Source organism: Variovorax sp. V118, assembly GCF_041154445.1.
Lineage (GTDB): Bacteria > Pseudomonadota > Gammaproteobacteria > Burkholderiales > Burkholderiaceae_C > Variovorax > Variovorax boronicumulans.
The window spans coordinates 2,528,037-2,544,869 of record NZ_AP028663.1; the positions used below are offsets into that span (position 1 = coordinate 2,528,037).

Annotated in this window: 21 protein-coding genes; 4 read left to right on the forward strand and 17 right to left on the reverse strand. The window is 65.7% G+C overall.

Annotated elements, in window-relative coordinates; all coding sequences use genetic code 11:
* The first annotated feature begins 81 nt into the window (after positions 1 to 81).
* A complete protein-coding gene (locus ACAM52_RS11600; RefSeq protein ID WP_369647084.1) occupies positions 82 to 489 on the forward strand; it encodes a YdaS family helix-turn-helix protein in 408 nt (135 codons plus the stop codon).
* A 602-nt stretch (positions 490 to 1,091) separates the two neighbouring features.
* On the opposite strand, the gene ACAM52_RS11605 is transcribed toward ACAM52_RS11600, so the two are convergent.
* The 8 genes from ACAM52_RS11605 to ACAM52_RS11640 all read right to left on the reverse strand — a co-directional run bounded on the left by ACAM52_RS11605 (position 1,092) and on the right by ACAM52_RS11640 (position 6,897).
* Positions 1,092 to 2,294 (reverse strand): zonular occludens toxin domain-containing protein, encoded by a 1,203-nt coding sequence (locus ACAM52_RS11605; RefSeq protein WP_369647085.1) that lies wholly within the window; start codon positions 2,292 to 2,294, stop codon positions 1,092 to 1,094.
* Complete coding sequence (locus tag ACAM52_RS11610; protein ID WP_369647086.1) at positions 2,291 to 2,590, reverse strand: DUF2523 domain-containing protein; 300 nt, start codon at positions 2,588 to 2,590, stop codon at positions 2,291 to 2,293. Before ACAM52_RS11610 ends, ACAM52_RS11605 begins: the two co-directional genes overlap by 4 nt.
* Entirely contained in the window at positions 2,587 to 3,123 is a 537-nt protein-coding gene (locus tag ACAM52_RS11615) for a virulence factor TspB C-terminal domain-related protein (RefSeq protein WP_369647087.1), read from the reverse strand. The genes ACAM52_RS11610 and ACAM52_RS11615 overlap by 4 nt, the downstream gene beginning before the upstream one ends.
* Before the next feature lie 1,410 nt (positions 3,124 to 4,533).
* Positions 4,534 to 4,773 carry a hypothetical protein gene (locus tag ACAM52_RS11620; protein WP_369647088.1) on the reverse strand — a complete coding sequence of 80 codons (240 nt, stop codon included), beginning with the start codon at positions 4,771 to 4,773 and terminating at the stop codon, positions 4,534 to 4,536.
* Positions 4,774 to 4,852: 79 nt separating this feature from the next.
* The gene (locus tag ACAM52_RS11625; RefSeq protein WP_369647089.1) at positions 4,853 to 5,131 is read right to left on the reverse strand and encodes a hypothetical protein; all 279 of its coding nucleotides are present in this window, start codon (positions 5,129 to 5,131) and stop codon (positions 4,853 to 4,855) included.
* 169 nt (positions 5,132 to 5,300) lie between these two features.
* Positions 5,301 to 5,627, reverse strand: coding sequence for a hypothetical protein (locus ACAM52_RS11630; protein ID WP_056581034.1), 327 nt, complete (start codon positions 5,625 to 5,627; stop codon positions 5,301 to 5,303).
* Entirely contained in the window at positions 5,624 to 6,520 is an 897-nt protein-coding gene (locus ACAM52_RS11635; protein WP_369647090.1) for a replication initiation factor domain-containing protein, read from the reverse strand. The genes ACAM52_RS11630 and ACAM52_RS11635 overlap by 4 nt, the downstream gene beginning before the upstream one ends.
* Before the next feature lie 164 nt (positions 6,521 to 6,684).
* Positions 6,685 to 6,897, reverse strand: a complete 213-nt coding sequence (locus ACAM52_RS11640; RefSeq protein WP_369647091.1) for a hypothetical protein — start codon at positions 6,895 to 6,897, stop codon at positions 6,685 to 6,687.
* Between the two features lie 70 nt (positions 6,898 to 6,967).
* Between ACAM52_RS11640 and ACAM52_RS11645 the strand changes: the two genes are divergently transcribed.
* Positions 6,968 to 7,363 carry a hypothetical protein gene (locus ACAM52_RS11645; RefSeq protein ID WP_369647092.1) on the forward strand — a complete coding sequence of 132 codons (396 nt, stop codon included), beginning with the start codon at positions 6,968 to 6,970 and terminating at the stop codon, positions 7,361 to 7,363.
* Positions 7,364 to 7,500: 137 nt separating this feature from the next.
* Here ACAM52_RS11645 and ACAM52_RS11650 read toward each other — a convergent pair whose 3' ends face one another.
* Positions 7,501 to 7,908 carry a RidA family protein gene (locus tag ACAM52_RS11650; RefSeq protein ID WP_095745271.1) on the reverse strand — a complete coding sequence of 136 codons (408 nt, stop codon included), beginning with the start codon at positions 7,906 to 7,908 and terminating at the stop codon, positions 7,501 to 7,503.
* Between the two features lie 130 nt (positions 7,909 to 8,038).
* On the opposite strand from ACAM52_RS11650, the gene ACAM52_RS11655 reads away from it, so the two are divergent.
* Positions 8,039 to 8,971 carry a LysR substrate-binding domain-containing protein gene (locus tag ACAM52_RS11655; RefSeq protein ID WP_369647093.1) on the forward strand — a complete coding sequence of 311 codons (933 nt, stop codon included), beginning with the start codon at positions 8,039 to 8,041 and terminating at the stop codon, positions 8,969 to 8,971.
* Between the two features lie 6 nt (positions 8,972 to 8,977).
* Here ACAM52_RS11655 and ACAM52_RS11660 read toward each other — a convergent pair whose 3' ends face one another.
* From ACAM52_RS11660 to ACAM52_RS11685, 6 genes are all read right to left on the reverse strand, one after another.
* Positions 8,978 to 10,675 carry a long-chain-fatty-acid--CoA ligase gene (locus tag ACAM52_RS11660; protein ID WP_369647094.1) on the reverse strand — a complete coding sequence of 566 codons (1,698 nt, stop codon included), beginning with the start codon at positions 10,673 to 10,675 and terminating at the stop codon, positions 8,978 to 8,980.
* A gap of 100 nt (positions 10,676 to 10,775) precedes the next feature.
* A complete protein-coding gene (locus ACAM52_RS11665; RefSeq protein WP_369647095.1) occupies positions 10,776 to 11,225 on the reverse strand; it encodes a nuclear transport factor 2 family protein in 450 nt (149 codons plus the stop codon).
* Between the two features lie 53 nt (positions 11,226 to 11,278).
* Positions 11,279 to 11,890, reverse strand: a complete 612-nt coding sequence (locus ACAM52_RS11670) for a TetR/AcrR family transcriptional regulator (RefSeq protein WP_159277013.1) — start codon at positions 11,888 to 11,890, stop codon at positions 11,279 to 11,281.
* Positions 11,891 to 11,953: 63 nt separating this feature from the next.
* Positions 11,954 to 13,123 carry a CaiB/BaiF CoA transferase family protein gene (locus tag ACAM52_RS11675; protein ID WP_369647723.1) on the reverse strand — a complete coding sequence of 390 codons (1,170 nt, stop codon included), beginning with the start codon at positions 13,121 to 13,123 and terminating at the stop codon, positions 11,954 to 11,956.
* Between the two features lie 20 nt (positions 13,124 to 13,143).
* Positions 13,144 to 14,118 (reverse strand): Bug family tripartite tricarboxylate transporter substrate binding protein, encoded by a 975-nt coding sequence (locus tag ACAM52_RS11680; protein ID WP_369647096.1) that lies wholly within the window; start codon positions 14,116 to 14,118, stop codon positions 13,144 to 13,146.
* A 28-nt stretch (positions 14,119 to 14,146) separates the two neighbouring features.
* Positions 14,147 to 14,926, reverse strand: a complete 780-nt coding sequence (locus ACAM52_RS11685) for an enoyl-CoA hydratase-related protein (protein ID WP_369647097.1) — start codon at positions 14,924 to 14,926, stop codon at positions 14,147 to 14,149.
* A gap of 96 nt (positions 14,927 to 15,022) precedes the next feature.
* Here ACAM52_RS11685 and ACAM52_RS11690 point away from each other — a divergent pair, with 96 nt between their 5' ends.
* Positions 15,023 to 15,931, forward strand: coding sequence for a LysR family transcriptional regulator (locus ACAM52_RS11690; protein WP_369647098.1), 909 nt, complete (start codon positions 15,023 to 15,025; stop codon positions 15,929 to 15,931).
* Positions 15,932 to 15,962: 31 nt separating this feature from the next.
* Here ACAM52_RS11690 and ACAM52_RS11695 read toward each other — a convergent pair whose 3' ends face one another.
* Positions 15,963 to 16,454: a nucleoside deaminase gene (locus tag ACAM52_RS11695; protein ID WP_369647099.1), complete on the reverse strand. Its 492-nt coding sequence runs from the start codon at positions 16,452 to 16,454 to the stop codon at positions 15,963 to 15,965.
* A 19-nt stretch (positions 16,455 to 16,473) separates the two neighbouring features.
* The gene (gene uraH / locus ACAM52_RS11700) at positions 16,474 to 16,809 is read right to left on the reverse strand and encodes a hydroxyisourate hydrolase (RefSeq protein WP_369647100.1); all 336 of its coding nucleotides are present in this window, start codon (positions 16,807 to 16,809) and stop codon (positions 16,474 to 16,476) included.
* Between the last annotated feature and the right edge of the window lie 24 nt (positions 16,810 to 16,833).

Sequence of the window (16,833 nt, forward strand, 5' to 3'; positions counted from 1 at the left end):
AACCCCGTTTGGTTATGCAACCCACTTCGGTTACGGGGCTGGAACATAACCTAAAGTGGTTGTAACTACAAGAGGTTACGGATGAATCATCTTGAAGAATTGAACGAACTCATCGACCGCGCAGCAAAGATAGCTGGCAGCGATGGGAAGCTTGCGCGCTCTCTCGGCGTGCCGCCGCAGCACGTGAGCAACTGGCGCCATGGCCACAAGACCTGCACTCCAGCGGATCAGGCGCTGATGGCTCACGTGGCCGGCCTGGATCCCGTCGAGACGCTGGCTCGCGCGACGGTCCGCCAGTACGAGGGAAAAGCGAAGGGAGACGCGCTCATGAAGGCGCTGGGAAAAGCTTCGCTTCTGACTGGCGCGGTCCTCGGTTCCGTTGGCGCTTCGGCACACCAGATTTTTTCGACGATCCAGAGCGTGCCTAGCTTCACGACCGCCGCAGAGTGGCTAGCCGCTATTTACACAATGTGCATTAGCCTCAATTAGCGAAATACAACAGGACTTATGTCAACCGCAATTGCGTTGAAATGATGTAATTGAAGTAAGAATATCTGAATTGAAAAAGGCCCCAATTGGGGCCTTTTGCATTTCTGCCTGGAAGAGCAGGGCAGGGGGCTACGCCGGCAGGATTCGACCAGGCACTCGCACTTCGCTCACTCGCACTTCACCAGCTCGCACACTCTCGCACTCGCACTGTGTGTCTACGTGTCTACGAGTGTGTCTACGCTGGTTGCGTGTCTACGTGAGCTGCGTGTCTACGTGCCTGGTCGAATCCCGCCGGCTCCGCATTTGAGCCTGGAGCTCGTTGCCACGAGCGTTTTTCTTCACGTTGGGCTTTAAAGCCGGGGCACGTAATTTCGACCAGGTCGAACCACGATGCCTCCGCCACAAGGGCTCCGGCGTTTTGCTTTGCAGCAGCTCGAGCTCGAAAGCAGGGGCCCGTAATTCAACCTGGTGGAGCACCAGGTCAGCCGTCCAGGCCGTTATCCCGTTTGAATTGCCGCCACTCACGCCGCGCGGCAGAAACCAGCATGCAGAGGCCTGCCAGGCACAAAACCGCATTGATCAACCATCCGAGCCAATGCACATCAACCTCCGGTGCGGAACGACCAGGGCGATTCTGGCCGAACGCGGGGCTGAGGCTCCTGCGGTGCCTGGCTCACAGCAACCTCGGGCTTGTCCTTCGCGAACGTGCGCGACAGAGTTCCGTCTATCGCCGAGAGGCCCGGCGAGGCCTCTGCCAGCCTCTCTGAGCGTTTTTCAGCCGCAGGGGCAGGGGAGTGGGGCGAGGAGGGCGCTGGCGCGTCCAGGAACGCATGGAAGATGCCTCCCTTGACGATCTGCCGACAAAGGGCCTCGGGCGCGTCGTAGGGCGTCGCGTCCTGCGTGAAACACTTGCAGCCCTTCGAGACCGATTCCATGCACGCCGCAGGCAACGGCACGCGCTTCGGCTCGGCCAACTTGTCGTAGGCCGGCGCGGTGTAAGACAAGCCGGGGATTCGAGGCTGATAACTCTTGATCCAGTCAGCGGCAGACAGTGGCGCCGGCTTGTCGGACCGCGAACCGGCCGCAGATCCGCGCGCCAGGCTCGCGCCCGCCTGGTTCGCCTTGTTGACCTGCTGCAACGTGTCGTCATCAGCGAAACGATGGGTGAGACGAAACCAAGCCTGATACGCCAGGTATGGGGTGGCCAGCGCGGCCAGGATCACGACGATGACCACGGCAGGCACTCGACCTCCCGCCTTCGTGTGAAGCTCGCTCGACTTGTACAGCTCGAAAGCCTTCTTCGGATAGCGCCACAGCCTGGTCGTCGCGCTCTTGACGTTGCCGGGGTTCTCGCAGTGGTCCCACTCGTAAACGACAGCACTCTTGAGCGCGAACGTGCGACGCACGTGCAAATGCCGGCCAACCAGGCGGCGAATGTTGACGTCGAGCAGCTGGGGATGCTGCGTGATGATGATGAAGTCAACGCCCTTGTGCCGGTGCGTCTCCAACGCGGCGATCCAGTCGGGCACCTTCTGGCTCGCGGCACGAGGGCGCGCGATGCGCTGGACCTCGTCCACGACGATGACGGCATTCTTGACCTCGAACGAGGCGACACCTTCGGGCGTAGCTACGCCGCCCTCATACCAGCGCTCGACGTCCTGGTCAGTGATGGCCTGATGAGGCAACAGCAGCTGCGGAATGCCATTGACCAGCAATGGCCGGTCCTTGAACTGGCCGGCGAGCAGCTCGGAGACTGCGAACAGCGTCTTGCCGGAGCCAGGCGTACCCGTGATGAGGATGATCATGACGACGTGCCGGTCAAGGCGAAGAAGCTGAGGAACTTGCGGATCGCGAACAGACTGAACGAAAAGCTGATGGCGCCCATCACCCACGACATGCCGGTGCTGATGCCGAACAGCTCGCCCATCTGCAGCACCGAGGCAGGCATGCTGTTCGTTGCACTCTGCACATAGTCGAGCGTCTGCTGAAAGGCACTCTGCGTGCCCTCGATGGTGACCACGCTCAGCCCGAGCGCAGTCATCACGCGCACGACCAGCGGCTGGACCAGCTTCATCAGCCAGTCAGTCAAGTTGTCGATCATTGGTTCCCCCTGAGAGCGGAATAGACGATGCCCATGGCGAGCAGGGCGCACGCGAGAAGCACGAACGGCCTCACCATCGGCGCGGTATCGCAGAAGGGCTGGAAGCTCAGCTGGTAGCTCTCACCCACCGCAGAAAAGGTGATGGGCTGCGGGCACGAACTGCCCCACCCCCCAACGGACACCGTGCCGAGCGTGGCAGTCTTCGTCTGCTTCGGAATGTCCTTCGGCTGGCTGTCAGGATCGCCATACATCTTGCAGTTCTGGCGGTACTGTTCCTCCGCCATCGCGTTCAACACCGCGTTGTCGCTGACTGCCTTGAAGCCACCAGCGCACGAACCGCCAAAGCTCGAATCAGAGCCGTCCCCGTCGCACTGCTTGTCCTTGGAGTTCTTTGCGCAAAAGTCGGACTGAGCCTCTGTCGAGGTGCCACTACTCGTACCAGTGCACGTCGTGCGCGTCTGACCGTTCACCGTCTTGGTTCCGGCAGTCTGGCCGCTCGGGCACGAAGTGTTGCCCGGGGCGTTGACGGTCACGTTGGTGTTGTTCGTCGTCGTCGTGCACTGCCCCTTCTCGCACTTCGTCGTTCCACTCGTGGTGCTCGTGGTCGAACTGCCATCACTGTTGTTCGTTTCCTTGGCGCCATTGCCAGGGGCGTCTGCAACCTTAGGACGATCATTGCCCGTCGGCTGGCACATCCGCTCGCCGTTGAACGTACCGGGAGCCTGCCCCACTGGACAAGGTGCAGGAGCCGCCGTACCAGGAGCGGGCTGATCTGGTGCTTTTGGCGGAAGACCAACGGGCGGCGTCGATGGCATTGGATTGTTCGCGTCGTCGCCACTGCCACCGGGACCGCCTTGAGAACACATCGACGGCATAGCAGCAGTGGTACCCGTATAGAACGCCTCGCCAGAACACCGCCACCAACCACCCTCCGTTTGAACGCACAACGTCGTGCGCGAAGGTGCAGTGGCGACGCACAAGCCGCCGCCCGCAGACTGATATTTGTCACAAACGCTGAAGCCCACTTTCGCAGGCAAGCCGTTGTCATCCCCGGTGTCCTTCCACCACGTACCCGCAGACTGCCCTTTGAGAGCCTTGCAAGGATCTGGAGGAGGTTCGCACGCAGTTTGAGTTGCGTTTTCGACATAAGGCGCCGTGCACTGGCACACGCCGCCAACCATGGCGCTATTGGCCGGGCATTGATTGCCGTTTGTGCGCTTAAAGATGTGTGAGCCGTCACAGAAGTCGGCCCCACCAGCTTTGCGCACACCGCACCACCGGAATCCAAACTGGACCGCAGGCGTGTCCGACAAAGTGCCAGCACAGGACACAACATTGACAGCGGAAAACAAGTCAGCCCGCTCACTCGCAATGAAGGCCGCGCCTGCAACGCACGCGTCGGCTACGCTCGCCCTCCAATTTGCGGCAGGCGGCGTCGATTGGTAATACGTTGTCGTTCCGTATTCAACAGCGGGCAACTGCGGAACCGCAGCATGTGTGCCAACGCCTAGCACCAAGAAAACAAGACCGATCAGGCGATAAACATAAGCCACTAGGCACCTCACCGCACGCACAGCCAGATGAAGAAGCAGCCGACGCAGAACGCAACGAACTCAGGGTCGAAAGCGATCATGCTTCGTAGTCCCGCCTGAACAGATCGATCATCCATCGAACACCAAGGATGGCCACGGCGCCCACGAGAGCAGCGCCATAGATCGGACCCCACGTGCCCTCCCAGTCGAAGCGCTGGCATCGCTGGGGCACCCACGCTTCGGTCGTGCCAGACGACAGCGTCAGCGTCACCTCTGGGGCGCTGACGGTGTAGCCCGTGCAGGACAGCAGCCCAGAATTCGTCACGCCGAACACTTGCCCGCAGGCGTGGGAGCCTGCTTGCTCGATGCTCGGGAAGCAACGCTCCCCAGACTGCCATCCCAACGCCATGGTCAGCGACGACCGAACATGCCGACGATCTTCATCGTGCCCCAGACAGCAACCGCGAGCAGAAGCAGGGCACCAGCGACCAGGAGCATGTCGGCCTTCGACTGGTCCACCTGCGTCTTGCCGATGGAGCCAGGAGAGCCGGCCTCCTGCGCGAAGGTGAGGACCGTGAAAGGCAGGGTCAGGGCGGCGGCGCCGATCTTCGGGCCGTACTTTTGCGCCACAGCGCGAGTTTTTGCCAGCATGGAAATCTCCTCAAGAAAGCTGGTTGTGACGGCGGGATTGCGCGTCTCTGTGCCTCGCACGCGGGGCACAGGGCCGGGCTCACGCGGAATCGACCCAATCGCCGCGGCGAATTGCTTCGCGACGGTTGCGCGCAGCGATGCGCTGATGCGCGGCTGCCCAGCGCTGTGCACGTCGTTCGAAGGCGTCCGCACGCTGCACGAACGGAGCACGAGCGCCGCGACGACGCAGCCAGTCAACAACGACCTGCGTGATCGTCCCGAAGAGAAAGCCACCGACGTAGCCCAACGCGCCGAAGACGCATGCGCTGATCGCCACGACTTCGAACAAGAGCTGCATTTCCTCAGGCGTCAACGTCACGATCCAACTCCTACAGCCGCGCGGATGCACGGCACCTTCGAGTGATCGCGACGACGTGCACGCGCGATGCGTTCACGGCGTGCTGCACGCTCGCCAGATACCCAGATGAGGGCGCACAGGCCCACACCGAGCAGCAAGCCTGCGAGCAGCATTGCGAGGCCTGCCTGGATCACGCCTGCACCGGTGCCTTGAGAGGCTGTGCGCCGGGACCAACAGCCTTGATCGGGCGCAGGCTCAGCACGAACAGTTCGCTCTTGCTCTTGGTCGCCAGCTCTTCCAGCTCGATCTCGCATTCGAGCGGGAACGGGTTGTGCGCGATGGCGGTGATGACCTCGGGCGTGACGCACTTGCGTTCGACGGTCTTGAAGCCCTTGCCGCCGCTGTCTTCGTTCATGGCCGCGTCCATGAAGATGACCTTGGTGAAGACGTCCTTGCCGTCGATGTTGTAGGTCGCGTTCTGGAAGCCGCGCACGACCTCGGTGACTTTGAATTTCATTGCTGATAGCTCCTGACTTGGGCATGAACGTCTGCCCATTCGACGCCGGCCACCACGCCGGAAGGTTTGAGCCTGCGTGGAAGACCGACGACGGTCATGCTCTCCACGAGGTCGGTGTTGGTGGCCCCCGCCGTAGTCGTTGCGTGGTGCAACGCCTTGCCATAGCAGCGGCGGAGGTGATAGAGGAGGTGACCAAGGTTGGTCAGCGTCTCGGTCTGTGTGGTCGGAATGGCCTCTGCAGCGGCTTCGATGAGAGAGGCGAGGGCAGGGTAGGCCCCTGCGAAGAAGCGGTCCGGATCCGTGAGCATGTCGAACTTCAGTTCGCGATCACGGTTGCCGAACTGGACCTCAAAGCGCACCCAGTCGCTCGACAGGTCGCCCAGCTGCTTGCCCTTCTCGTAGACGCGCAGCATCTTCCCGTTCGCGGCCTTGCCGACGTACAGCGTGCGACCGTGCACCTGTTCGAGCCAGTCGCCGGCAACGCTCGTGCTCGGCTTGCGGCCATTGCTGGTGAACTGGCCGGCATCGACCATGTCGACGGCTTCGTCGACGGTGTGAGCACCGTCGAGAAAATCGACGGCGAGATCCACGCGGGTGATTTTCGCGCGGAAGCCTTCGAGCAGCTCGCGCACGTTGGCCCAGTCTTCAACCATGCCGCAGCCCTTGCCGGTCAGCTGGAGCATCCATCGTCCACGCTGTGCGTTGCCGCCCTTGGCGATCGCGCCGACCTCGACCATGACACCGCCCAGGTAGACCGAGAGCTTCCAGCGCTCAGTGAAGCCGAACAGGCCGCCGTCGAGCTTGGCGGTCGTGGGCCTGTTGCCGAAGCAGCAACCGAGGAAAGCCACGAGGCCTTCGACACTCATCGCGGGTTCGTCGAACGTGGCGTTCAACCAGTCCACCTTCGCCTTGGGGGCCCCGACGTTTGCTTCGGGACTTTCCCCCCGTGTTACAGCACGGGGGGCAGGGCGCGCGGGCAGCGCGCCGGGCTGCGCCTGCGTCGCGCCGCTCCGCGTGCCCCAGCCTCGCAGCATCCCGCTGCCGGACTGTCCCTGCCTCACGCGCGACGCTCGCCGAGGACCAAGGGACGAACGTGGATCAACGGCTCAATGCAGCCATGACGCCAGACACCGCGAGGCGAACTGAACATGCCAGCGCAGACGACGCCGAGAAAGATCGGCGGGACCTTGGTGCGGCCAATGGCGCCCACCAGGTCGAGTTCGTACTGCATGCCCTTGCCCGGCTTCGCGTTCTTCCGTGTCAGCGCCATAATCGTTCCTATCTCGCCAACGTTTGCAACTCACAAACGGTGTAGCGAAATGTATTCGAAGGAGAAACGTATGCAGAGCGCAAACGACCTAATTTTGCTTATGGACAAGGCTTCGGCAATAGCCGGAAGCGATTACAAGCTCGCCCAAATGCTCGGCACGGGCCGCGCCTCCGTGAGCAACTGGCGCAACGGCGTCGTGCCATGCCCAGTTGAGATCCAGGCGCTGATGGCGCACATCGCTGGACTGGATCCAGTCGCCGAGCTGGCACGTGCAGTCGTGCGGAAGCACGAAGGCTCCAAGAAGGGAGACCTGCTCATGAAAGCGCTGGGAAAAGCTTCGCGTCTGACTGGCGCGGTAGCCGGTTTCGTTGGAGCCGTGGCACTAGCGATTTCTTCGCTAGTGCCGACCAGGACGGAAGCTGCACCTGATCTGCAATTGGGACACAATGTGCATTATGTTAAATAGCTTGTTTGGGTGTGGACCGCTCGCCGCTATGAACCAGAGAGCCTTGGCAGTCCTCGACCCGAGCCCAATGCCCTTCCGGCCTTCGCACTTCGCCCAGCCCTTCATTTCAGACCTGGGCGAAGTGGCCCCGAGTCGAATCAGCTCAGCGTGCTCCCATCCGGCAGCTTCGCAATCACCTTGATCTCGAACTGAAAGCCATAGAGCCACGTCACGCCGATCCCGGTCAGCGTCGGGTGCGGCGCTTCGCCCCAGTATTCGGGCACCAGCTTCCAGATCGTTTCGAAGTTCGATTCCGGATCGACGATGAAGACCGTCACGTCGACCACGTCGTCGAAGGTGCAGCCCGCGGCCTTCAGGATGGCGTTCAGGTTGTCGAACGCGCGCCGCACCTGCGCCTCCAGTTCAGGCTCCGGCGAACCGTCTTCGCGGCTGCCGACCTGCCCGGACACGAACAGGAAGCCGTTGGAGCGAACGGCCGGCGAATAGCGGTTGCGTTCGTAGAGCGCCTGGCGCCCAGGTGGAAAAACGACGTCGCGTGAGGCCATGGGGTGTTTTCTTTCTGCGGTGAATGAGGACGATGCAGGGACTTTAGGAAGCCATGCGCCATCGATAAACGGGCAAAGCCAACAATCACTGTTTGCAGATCCCAAACAATCGCCGCGCAGGAGCCCTCCCATGGACCGTTTCGATGCAATGCAGGCCTTCACCCGCGTGGTCGAAGCCGGCAGCTTCACCAAGGCCGCCGACACGCTGCACATGAGCAAGACCAGCGTGACGCAGCTCGTGCAGCAGCTGGAGGCGCGGCTGCGCGTGAAGCTGCTGCACCGCACGACGCGCAAGGTCAACGTCACGGCCGATGGCGCGGCGTACTACGAGCGTGCGGTGCGGCTGCTGGCCGACCTGGACGACGCCGAGACCAGCCTGTCGAGTGCCGCCGCCCTGCCCCGCGGCCGCCTTCGCGTGGACGTGCCCAGCCCGCTGGCCCGCATGATCCTGGTGCCCGCGCTGCCGGCTTTCCATGCGCGCTACCCCGACATCCAGCTCGACATGGGCGTGAGCGACCGCATGGTCGATGTGATCGGCGAGAACGTCGATTGCGTCGTGCGCGGCGGCGAGCTCACCGATCCCTCGCTCATGGCCCGCCGCGTGGGCGACCTGCAGCTCGGCGTCTACGCGGCGCCGGGCTACCTCGAACTGGCTGACACGCCAACGCACCCGCGCGAGCTGGAAGACACGCACCACCGCATCGTCGGCTTCCTGTGGTCGCGCCACGGCAAGACCTTTCCGTACGCCATGCGCCGGGGCGGCGAGCGCGTCGACGTGCAGGGCCGCTACGTGCTCTCGGTCGACGATGGCAACGCCTACCTCGCGGCCGGGCTGGCGGGCCTGGGCATCCTCTGGCTGCCGGACTACATGGCCGCGCCGCACCGGGCGCACGGCGAACTGGTGCCGTTGTTCGAAGACTGGCAGCTCGATCCGATGCCGCTGTACGTGGCGTTCGCGCCGAACCGGCATGTGAGCGCCAAGCTGCGCGCGTTCATCGAGTGGGTCGCCGGGCTGATGGCGCAGCATGCGCCGGTCATCGTTCGCCCGGGCCCGCCTGCGTGAGTGGCTTCAGGCCGCGGCGGCCTCCGCCTCCTGCAGCGCGCGCCACATCACCTTGCCGCTGCCGCTCTTGGGCAGCGCGTCGACGAACTGCACCACGCGCGGCGCCTTGTACGCCGCCATGTTCGCGGCGCACCAGTCGATGATGTCCTGCGCGCTCACCGGCGGCTGTGTAGGCTTCAGCACCACCAGCGCCTTGACCGATTCGCCGCGGTAGGCGTCGCGGGTCGCGATCACGCAGGCCTCCTGGACGGCCGGGTGGCGGAACATCAGCGCCTCCACCTCGGCCGGCCAGACCTTGAAGCCGCTCGCGTTGATCATCCGCTTGAGCCGGTCGGTGACGAAGAAATAGCCCTCCCCGTCCACATGCCCCATGTCGCCGGAGCGGAAGAAGCGCTTGCCGTCGATCTCGACGAAGGCGGCCTCGGTGTCCGCCGGGCGTTTCCAGTAGCCCGCGAAGACCTGCGGCCCGTGGATCACGATCTCGCCCTGCGCTCCCGGCGCGACCTCGCGGCCCGTGTCGGGGTCGATCACGCGCGCGTCGGTGCTCATGAACGGGATGCCCAGGCACTGCAGCTTGGGCGCGTCGGGCGGGTTGTAGTGCGAGGGTGCCGCGGTTTCGGTGAGGCCGTAGGCCTCGACATAGCGCAGGCCGTACTGCTCGAACAGCCGCTGCGCCACCGCCTGCGGCATCGCCGCCCCGCCGCCGCCGATGGCGACCAGGCTCGACAGGTCGAAGCGCGCCACGTTCGGGCTGGCCAAGAGGTCGATGACCATGGTCGGGATGTTGGCCCAGTGCGTGACCTGGTGCGTGGCGATCAGCCGGCCGGCCAGTTCGCGGTCCCAGCGCGGCATGAGCACGGCCGTGGCGCCCACCTGCATCGCCGCGTGCATGACGCCGACCATGCCGGTGATGTGGAACATCGGCACGGCCACGAGGTGGATGCTCTGCGGCGTCACGTTGCCCCAGGCGTTGATGGCCATCGCGTTGTGCATCGCGTTCGCGTGGCTGAGCATGCAGCCCTTGGGCAGGCCGGTCGTGCCGCTGGTGTAGGGCAACAGGGCCAGTGCGTCCGCATCGGCGCTGGCCGCGGGCGGCGCTGCTTCGCAGGCCAGGCAGTCGGACCACGCGTGCACCGCGCCACTGGTCAGCGTCGGCAGTTCACGCCGTGGCAGCAGCCACGGCGCCCAGGCTGCCGGCATGTCCTGTTCCGACAGCGCGGCGGGATCGAAGGCATCGGTGAACTGCGTCACGACGAGGTGGCGCACCTGCTGCGCCTGCGGCAAGGCATCGCTGGCTTTCGCGAGTTCGACGGCGAGGTCCGCCGTCGCGATCGCCATCTGCGCATCGGGATCGACGATGAAGTGCTTCAGCTCCTCGGCGCGGTTCATCGGGTTGACCGGCACCACCACGGCATCGGCGCGCAGGATCGCGAAATGCGCGATCACCAGCTGCGGGCAGTTCTGCATCGCCAGCAGCACGCGGTCGCCGGGGCGCACGCCCAGCGCATGCAGGCCGGCCGACAGGCGCTCGACGGCGGCCCACAGCTGTGCATAGCTCATCGTGCGGCCCATGAAGACGAGCGCCGCCTTGTCGGGAAAGCGGCGGGCATTGACCGCGAGGTTGTCCCACAGCGGCGTGCGCGCCGCGTGCAGGGCGCGAGGCAGGCGCCGGGGCCAGAACGTGTGATGCGGGCGGGTTTGCATGGCGTGCTCCTGGTGGGTGGTAACCGATCGTTGGGCGTGGCTGCGTCCTGCCCGCTTCCGACAAGCCGGAAGCGGGAGCGATGCTTCAAGAACGAGACGGCTACGGCTGGCCGGGCGCGATGCCCGCGCGCGCAAAGGCGGCCTGCGACTGGGCGCCGTTCATGTAGACGTCCTTGCGCGTCACCTCGCCGGCGTCGTTGACGTCGACCACGTCGAGCATCTCGACGCGCGCGGTGAACGGCTGCCCGGCCGTGTCGCTCAGCGGCAGCACCATCACCCACTCCAGCACCCAGTGCCGCGCGCCGAACAGGCTGCGCCGCAGCTCGAAACTGAAGGGATAGCGGGCGAACACGCCGACGCAGTACTGGCGCAGCGCCTCGCGCCCGCGCACCGGCGCGGAACCGTCGTGCAGCCAGTAGGTCGTGTCTTCGGAATGCAGCGACGCGATGCGGTCGGGGTCGCGCGTTTCCCATCCGACGTGGTAGCGCGCGAACAACGCTTCGGTCCCCAGGGCGGGGTCGGCGGGATCGGTCTTGCCAGGAAACGCCATGTCTGTCTCCATCGGATGTGATGGAGAAAATTTACCGACCCAAAGTCGGTTTATCAATCCGGGTGCGAATCCGACCCGTGTTGCTGCAGCCCGCACAGCATGGTTTCGAGCAACCGGCAGTGCAGCTGCACGGCGGCCACCGGGTCTTGCGCCGCCCCGCAGGCCAGCGCCGCTTCGGCCACCGCACCGGCGATGAGCCGCGTGGCGGCCTCGATCTCTTCGGGTGGCGTGCCCGCCGGCATGATGGCCACGAGCCCGGTGCGGATCGAGTCCATGAAGTGGCGGTCGTCGATGCCGCGCCAGCGCTCCCAGCCGAGCACCACGGGCCCGTCGACCAGGATCAGCTGGCGCAGGCCTTCCTGCGTGGCCGCTTCAAGGTAGATGCGCAGGTTGGTCGCGATGGTGTGGGGCGAACGGTGCCCTTCGATGCGCTGGATGCGTGTGCCGAGTTCCGCCGCAAGCTCGGCCTGCACCGCATCGAGCACGGCCTCGAAGACGTCGTGCTTGGCGCGAAAGTGGTGATACAGGCCGCCCTTGGCGATCCCCGCGCCGGCCGCGATGTCGTCGATGCTGACCGCCGCGAACCCCCGCTCGATGAACAGCTGTCGCGCCGAGGCGAGGATGGCCCCGACGGTGGTTGCGCTGCGCTTGGCCTGCTGGACCATGTGCGTCTTTCTCCTCGATGGCTGCTGCGCCACGTGAACACGCGGGCAGTATGGCACGCAGTGTCAGTCGGTCGGCGCCGCCGACAGCTCCCGCAGGAGCTCCTCCGTGTGCTCGCCGAGCCGGGGCGCCGCCCTGCCCGCCACTGGCTGCGTATGCAGCCAGCGCGCCGCCGGCTCCAGGCCGACGTAAGTGTGGCCGCGCGCGTCGGCGTAGTCCCGCACCGGGCCGCTTTCGCTGTCGCGCAACTCGCGGATGAGGGCCTCGACACTGGGAATGCGTGCCACCGGAATGTCGGCCGCGAGCAGAACCTCCAGCCAGTGCGCTGTCGGGTGCTGCGCGATGTGCTGCTCCACGAAGGCATACACCGCATCGATGTGCTGCGTGCGGCTGGCCATGGTGCGAAAGCGCGCGTCGCCGTGCCACAGCGCCTCCTGCCCCACCAGCCGCAGGAAGCTCTCCCAGTGCTTGTCGGTGTACAGCAGCGTGCTCAGCCATCCGTCCGGCGTGCGGTAAGGCTTGCGGTAGCGCGACAGCAGCCTCGGGTTTCCGGGCTGCCCCAGCGGCGGCTCGAAGCTCGCGCCGGCCATGTGATCGAGCAGCACGAAGTTCGCCATGGTCTCGAACATCGGCACTTCGATGAACTGTCCCTGCGCGTGTGCCTCGTTCCGGTGGCGCTGCAGCAGCGCGGCCAGCACGGTCTGCGCGGCGAACAGGCCCATGGTCTTGTCGGCGATGTTCAGCGGCAGGTACTGCGGCTCGCCGTCGCCGGCGGCGGCCACGAGCGCGGGCAGGCCCACCATGCCCTGGATCAGGTCGTCGTACGCGGGGCGGCCCGCGTACGGACCGTCCTGCGCGAAGCCCGACAGGAAGACGTAGATCAGCTTCGGTTGGTGCCGCTTCAGGTCGTCCCAGCCCAGCCCGAGGCGCGCGAGCGCGCCCTGTCGCATGTTGGTGATGAACACGTCGGCCGTGGCCACCGCGCGCAGCAGCGTTTCGGCCGCTTCGGGCGCCTTCAGGTCGAGGCACAGGCTGCGCTTGCCGCGATTCAGGTTGAGAAAGACCGGCCCCATGCCCTCTTCGCGCACTGGCCCCATGCCGCGCATGATGTCGCCCTCGGGCGGCTCGACCTTGATGACGTCGGCGCCGTACTCCGCGAGAATCTGCGTGGCGTACGGCCCCATGATGACGCTCGTCAGATCGAGGATGCGGACACCCGAGAGAGGCAGTGCCATCGTCGTCACGCCGCCCTCCTTCATTGCGGCTCGATGCGCGCGTCGCGCACGATGGCCTGCCACTTGGCGATCTCGCGCTTCACGTAGGCCGCGAAGGCCACGGCATCCACCGTGCCTGGCGCCGTGCCCTGACTTGCCAGCGTTTCCTTGAATGCCGGCTCGCTCATCGCGCCGATGGCGATGCGGTTGAGCTGCTGCACGATCGCGGGTGGCGTGCCGCGCGGCGCATACAGGCCGATCCAGATCTCGGTCTCGTAGCCGGGCACGCCCTGCTCGGCGATGGTGGGCACGTCGGGCAGCGAGGGGTTGCGCTGCGCGGTCGACACGGCGATCGCGCGCAGTTTCTGGCTCTCGACGTACTTCACCGCCGTGAGCGCATCGACGAAGGCCGCGTGGATCTGTCCGCCCAGCACGTCGTTCACCGCCAGCGCCGTGCCCTTGTACGGAACATGCAGGAACGGAGCGCCCGTGCGGGCCGCCAGGAGTTCGCCCGACAGGTGTGTCGTGCCGCCGGTGCCCGACGAGCCGTAGGACACGCCCCCGCTCTTCTTCGCGAACGCGATCAGCTCCTGCAGGTTCTTCGCGGGCACCGAGGGATGGACCACGAGCACGTTCGGCGTGCGCGCCAGCAGGGCCACGGGCACGAAGTCCTTCTCGGTGTCATACGGCAACTGCTTGGTGATGGCCGGGTTGACGACATGCGCCGTCGTCGTGATGAGCAGCGTGTGGCCGTCGGGGCGCGACTTGGCGACGCGCTCGGCGCCGATGATGCCGCCCGCGCCCACGCGGTTCTCGACCACCGCGGGCTGCTTGAGCTCGTCCTGCATCCTGCGCGACAGCTGGCGGGCCAGCACGTCGGTCATGCCACCTGCGGTGAAGGGCACGACCAGCGTCACGGGGCGGTCAGGGTACGTGGACGCGACGGCCGCGGACAGCCCCGAGGCCAGCGCCAGCCCGAGGGAGGCGGCGCGCACGAATTTCGAGATCGTTGTCATGGGTCTGTGTCTCCTTGGAGAGGCAGCTTCAGCCGCGCTTTCTCGCGCGCAGGAAGGCCTCGATGTAGTCCTTGGGCTCGCTCGTGTCGTAGGCGCGCACCAGCGCTTCGACGCCGACGGCGATGGCGTCCTGCGTGGGCATGCGTTCCCAGCTGCGGATCAGCGCCTTCTGGTTGCGCAGGGCGTGCGGCGCGCCCGACAGCAGCTCGTGGCGCCAGGTGGACACTTCGTCCTCGAGCGATTCGGCGGGCGCCGTCGCGGTGATGAGGCCCCAGCTGCAGGCCGTGTCGGCGTCGATCATGCGGCCCGACAGCAGCAGGTCGCGCGTGCGGCCCCAACCGATCAGGCCGGGCAGCAGCGCACCATGAATGACCGAGGGCACGCCGAGCTTGACCTCGGGCATGCCGAAGCGCGCGTCCTTCGCGGCGATCTTCAGGTCGCACACGGTCGCAACCTCCATGCCGGCGCCCAGGCAGTAGCCCGACACCACCGACATGGTGGGAAACGGCAAGGCGCGCAGCTGCTCGCACAGCGCGAACACGCCCTTGATGTAGGCATCGATATCGCGGTGCTTCGCGTCCTTGAGGAACTTGATGTCGGCCCCGCCCACGAAGGCCGTGGGGCGCCCGCGCAGGATCATGAGGCGGATGTCGTCGCGCCACTGCAGCTCGTGCAGCGTCTCGGTGTAGATGGCGGCGGCCTCGGCGGTCAGCAGGTTGAGGCGGCCGTTGTCGAACTGCACGTTGGCGACGCCTTCGGCATCGACATCGACATGGCAGCAAGGGCGGGATTCGGTGGAGGTTTCCATGGTGCAGGCGGATCGGTGATGGGATGGCGCCTGATCGTAGGCAGCCCTCATTGATGCAACAATGGAATTATTCGAATAAACCAAGTCCTCTTTGGAATGAATATCACCATCCGGCAGCTCGAGGTTTTCCTGGCGCTGTTCGACACGCGCAGCTTCACCGCGGCCGCCACCCAGCGCCACATGACGCAGTCGGCCGTGAGCAAGGTGGTCGCCGAACTCGAGACGCAGCTGGGGTTCGCGCTGTTCGACCGCACCACGCGGCGCGTGCAGCCCAATGCGCAGGCCGTGGAGTTCCATCCCTTCGCGGTGGAGATCATCGCGACCATGCGCTCGGCGGCGCGCAGCGTGGCCGAACTCGCCGACCTGCAGCGCGGGCGCGTCGGCATCGCCGCCTCGCCCATGATGGTCTACGGCCTCCTGGCCCCGCTGATCGCCGACTACCGCAGGCGCTACCCCGGCGTGCAGTTCGACCTGCACGAGCTCTCGACCGACGAGACCGTCGCGAGCGTCCTCGCCGGCCGGGTCGACTTCGGCCTCGGCGCGATCGACCACGAGATTGCCGGCGCCGACACGCAGGTCGCGTTCGAGGATTCGATGTTTGCCGTGGTTCGCGCGGACCACCCGATGGCCGCCAGGAAGAAGGTGCCGTGGAAGGCGCTCGCCCGCTGGGAGCACATCAGCCTGCGCAACGTGTACACGGTGCGGCGCACCATCGACGACATCGTGGCGCGCCAGGGCATCGCGCTGCCCAGCGCGATCGAGGTCGGCACGCTCACCGCCGCGCTCGGGCTGGTGCGTGCGGGTGCGGGAGTGGTCGTGCTGCCCGGCTACGCGGCCCGCATCGCGCAGGAATGGGGGCTCAAGGCCTGCGCCATCGCCGACATCGGCGCCACGGTGCACCGCATCCACGTGATCCGGCGGCAGAAGTCGACGCTGTCGATTGCCGCGCGGCGCTTCCTCGACGAGCTGCGGATGTCGGCCGGGAAGCTGGCCGCCCGCCCCTAGCGTCGGGGGCGGTGCGGGGCTTTCTTGCGGCTCAGCCCGCCTGCTGCGTCACCTTGCTCCAGGCCTCGTACAGGTCTTCGTCGCTTTCGTCGCGCACCGGCAGCGAATGCAGCTTCATCTCGCGCTGCTCTACCGGCCGGGCGATCTCGACGTAGCCGCGCGCGGCCGACAGGTCGAAGGGTTCGCCGTCCTCGTTCGAGTAAGCGTAGAACACCTCCTTCACGCCCGACAGGTACATCGCCGTCAGGCACATCGAGCACGGGTAGCCGCTGGCGTACACGGTGCAGCCCGACAGGTCGGTGCTCTTCAGGGCCTTGGCGGCGGCGCGCACGGCCTGCATCTCGGCGTGGGCCGAGGGGTCGCACAGAGCGTCCACCTCGTTGACGGCGGTGGCAATCACCTTGCCGTCGCGCGCGATCACGGCGCCGAAGGGCCAGGTCTTGCGTTCGCGGATGTTGCCCATGGCAAGGCGGATGGAGTCGAGCAGGTACGCGCCTGCGTGGGGGTCATGGGATGTGGTCATTCAGGAAAAGCTCCCGCGGTCAGCTGCCGCGATAGGTGGAAAAAAACCAGGGGGCGCACAGCATCGGCACGTGGTAGTGCTGCGCGGCGTCGGCAATGGCGAAGCGCACGGGCACCACGTCGGACAGCGCATCGACCGCCTTGAAGTGGTCCCCGACGTGGAACTGCAGCTCGAACTGCCCGGTGCGTGCCGAAGCGGCGGCCAGCATGGGCGCGTCGGTGCGGCCGTCGGCATTGGTGCGCGTGCTGTTCAGGCGCGTCGGCGGCGTGGTCGCCACGTCGTAGAGGTCGACCTTCAGCCCGACGAGCGGGCGGCCGGTGGTGATGTCGAGCACGTGGGTGGTGATGCCGGTCATGAGAACAAAACTCCTTGCGGACGA

Bases quoted from the DNA above. Each gene is read 5' to 3' on its own strand.
- ACAM52_RS11660 (WP_369647094.1), bottom strand. From the start codon at position 10,675: ATGCAAACCCGCCCGCATCACACGTTCTGGCCCCGGCGCCTGCCTCGC.
- ACAM52_RS11665 (WP_369647095.1), bottom strand. From the start codon at position 11,225: ATGGCGTTTCCTGGCAAGACCGATCCCGCCGACCCCGCCCTGGGGACC.
- ACAM52_RS11610 (WP_369647086.1), bottom strand. From the start codon at position 2,590: ATGATCGACAACTTGACTGACTGGCTGATGAAGCTGGTCCAGCCGCTG.
- ACAM52_RS11695 (WP_369647099.1), bottom strand. From the start codon at position 16,454: ATGACCACATCCCATGACCCCCACGCAGGCGCGTACCTGCTCGACTCC.
- uraH (WP_369647100.1), bottom strand. From the start codon at position 16,809: ATGACCGGCATCACCACCCACGTGCTCGACATCACCACCGGCCGCCCG.
- ACAM52_RS11605 (WP_369647085.1), bottom strand. From the start codon at position 2,294: ATGATCATCCTCATCACGGGTACGCCTGGCTCCGGCAAGACGCTGTTC.
- ACAM52_RS11675 (WP_369647723.1), bottom strand. From the start codon at position 13,123: ATGGCACTGCCTCTCTCGGGTGTCCGCATCCTCGATCTGACGAGCGTC.
- ACAM52_RS11600 (WP_369647084.1), top strand. From the start codon at position 82: ATGAATCATCTTGAAGAATTGAACGAACTCATCGACCGCGCAGCAAAG.
- ACAM52_RS11630 (WP_056581034.1), bottom strand. From the start codon at position 5,627: ATGAAATTCAAAGTCACCGAGGTCGTGCGCGGCTTCCAGAACGCGACC.
- ACAM52_RS11680 (WP_369647096.1), bottom strand. From the start codon at position 14,118: ATGACAACGATCTCGAAATTCGTGCGCGCCGCCTCCCTCGGGCTGGCG.
- ACAM52_RS11685 (WP_369647097.1), bottom strand. From the start codon at position 14,926: ATGGAAACCTCCACCGAATCCCGCCCTTGCTGCCATGTCGATGTCGAT.
- ACAM52_RS11645 (WP_369647092.1), top strand. From the start codon at position 6,968: ATGCAGAGCGCAAACGACCTAATTTTGCTTATGGACAAGGCTTCGGCA.
- ACAM52_RS11655 (WP_369647093.1), top strand. From the start codon at position 8,039: ATGGACCGTTTCGATGCAATGCAGGCCTTCACCCGCGTGGTCGAAGCC.
- ACAM52_RS11670 (WP_159277013.1), bottom strand. From the start codon at position 11,890: ATGGTCCAGCAGGCCAAGCGCAGCGCAACCACCGTCGGGGCCATCCTC.
- ACAM52_RS11650 (WP_095745271.1), bottom strand. From the start codon at position 7,908: ATGGCCTCACGCGACGTCGTTTTTCCACCTGGGCGCCAGGCGCTCTAC.
- ACAM52_RS11620 (WP_369647088.1), bottom strand. From the start codon at position 4,773: ATGCTGGCAAAAACTCGCGCTGTGGCGCAAAAGTACGGCCCGAAGATC.
- ACAM52_RS11640 (WP_369647091.1), bottom strand. From the start codon at position 6,897: ATGGCGCTGACACGGAAGAACGCGAAGCCGGGCAAGGGCATGCAGTAC.
- ACAM52_RS11690 (WP_369647098.1), top strand. From the start codon at position 15,023: ATGAATATCACCATCCGGCAGCTCGAGGTTTTCCTGGCGCTGTTCGAC.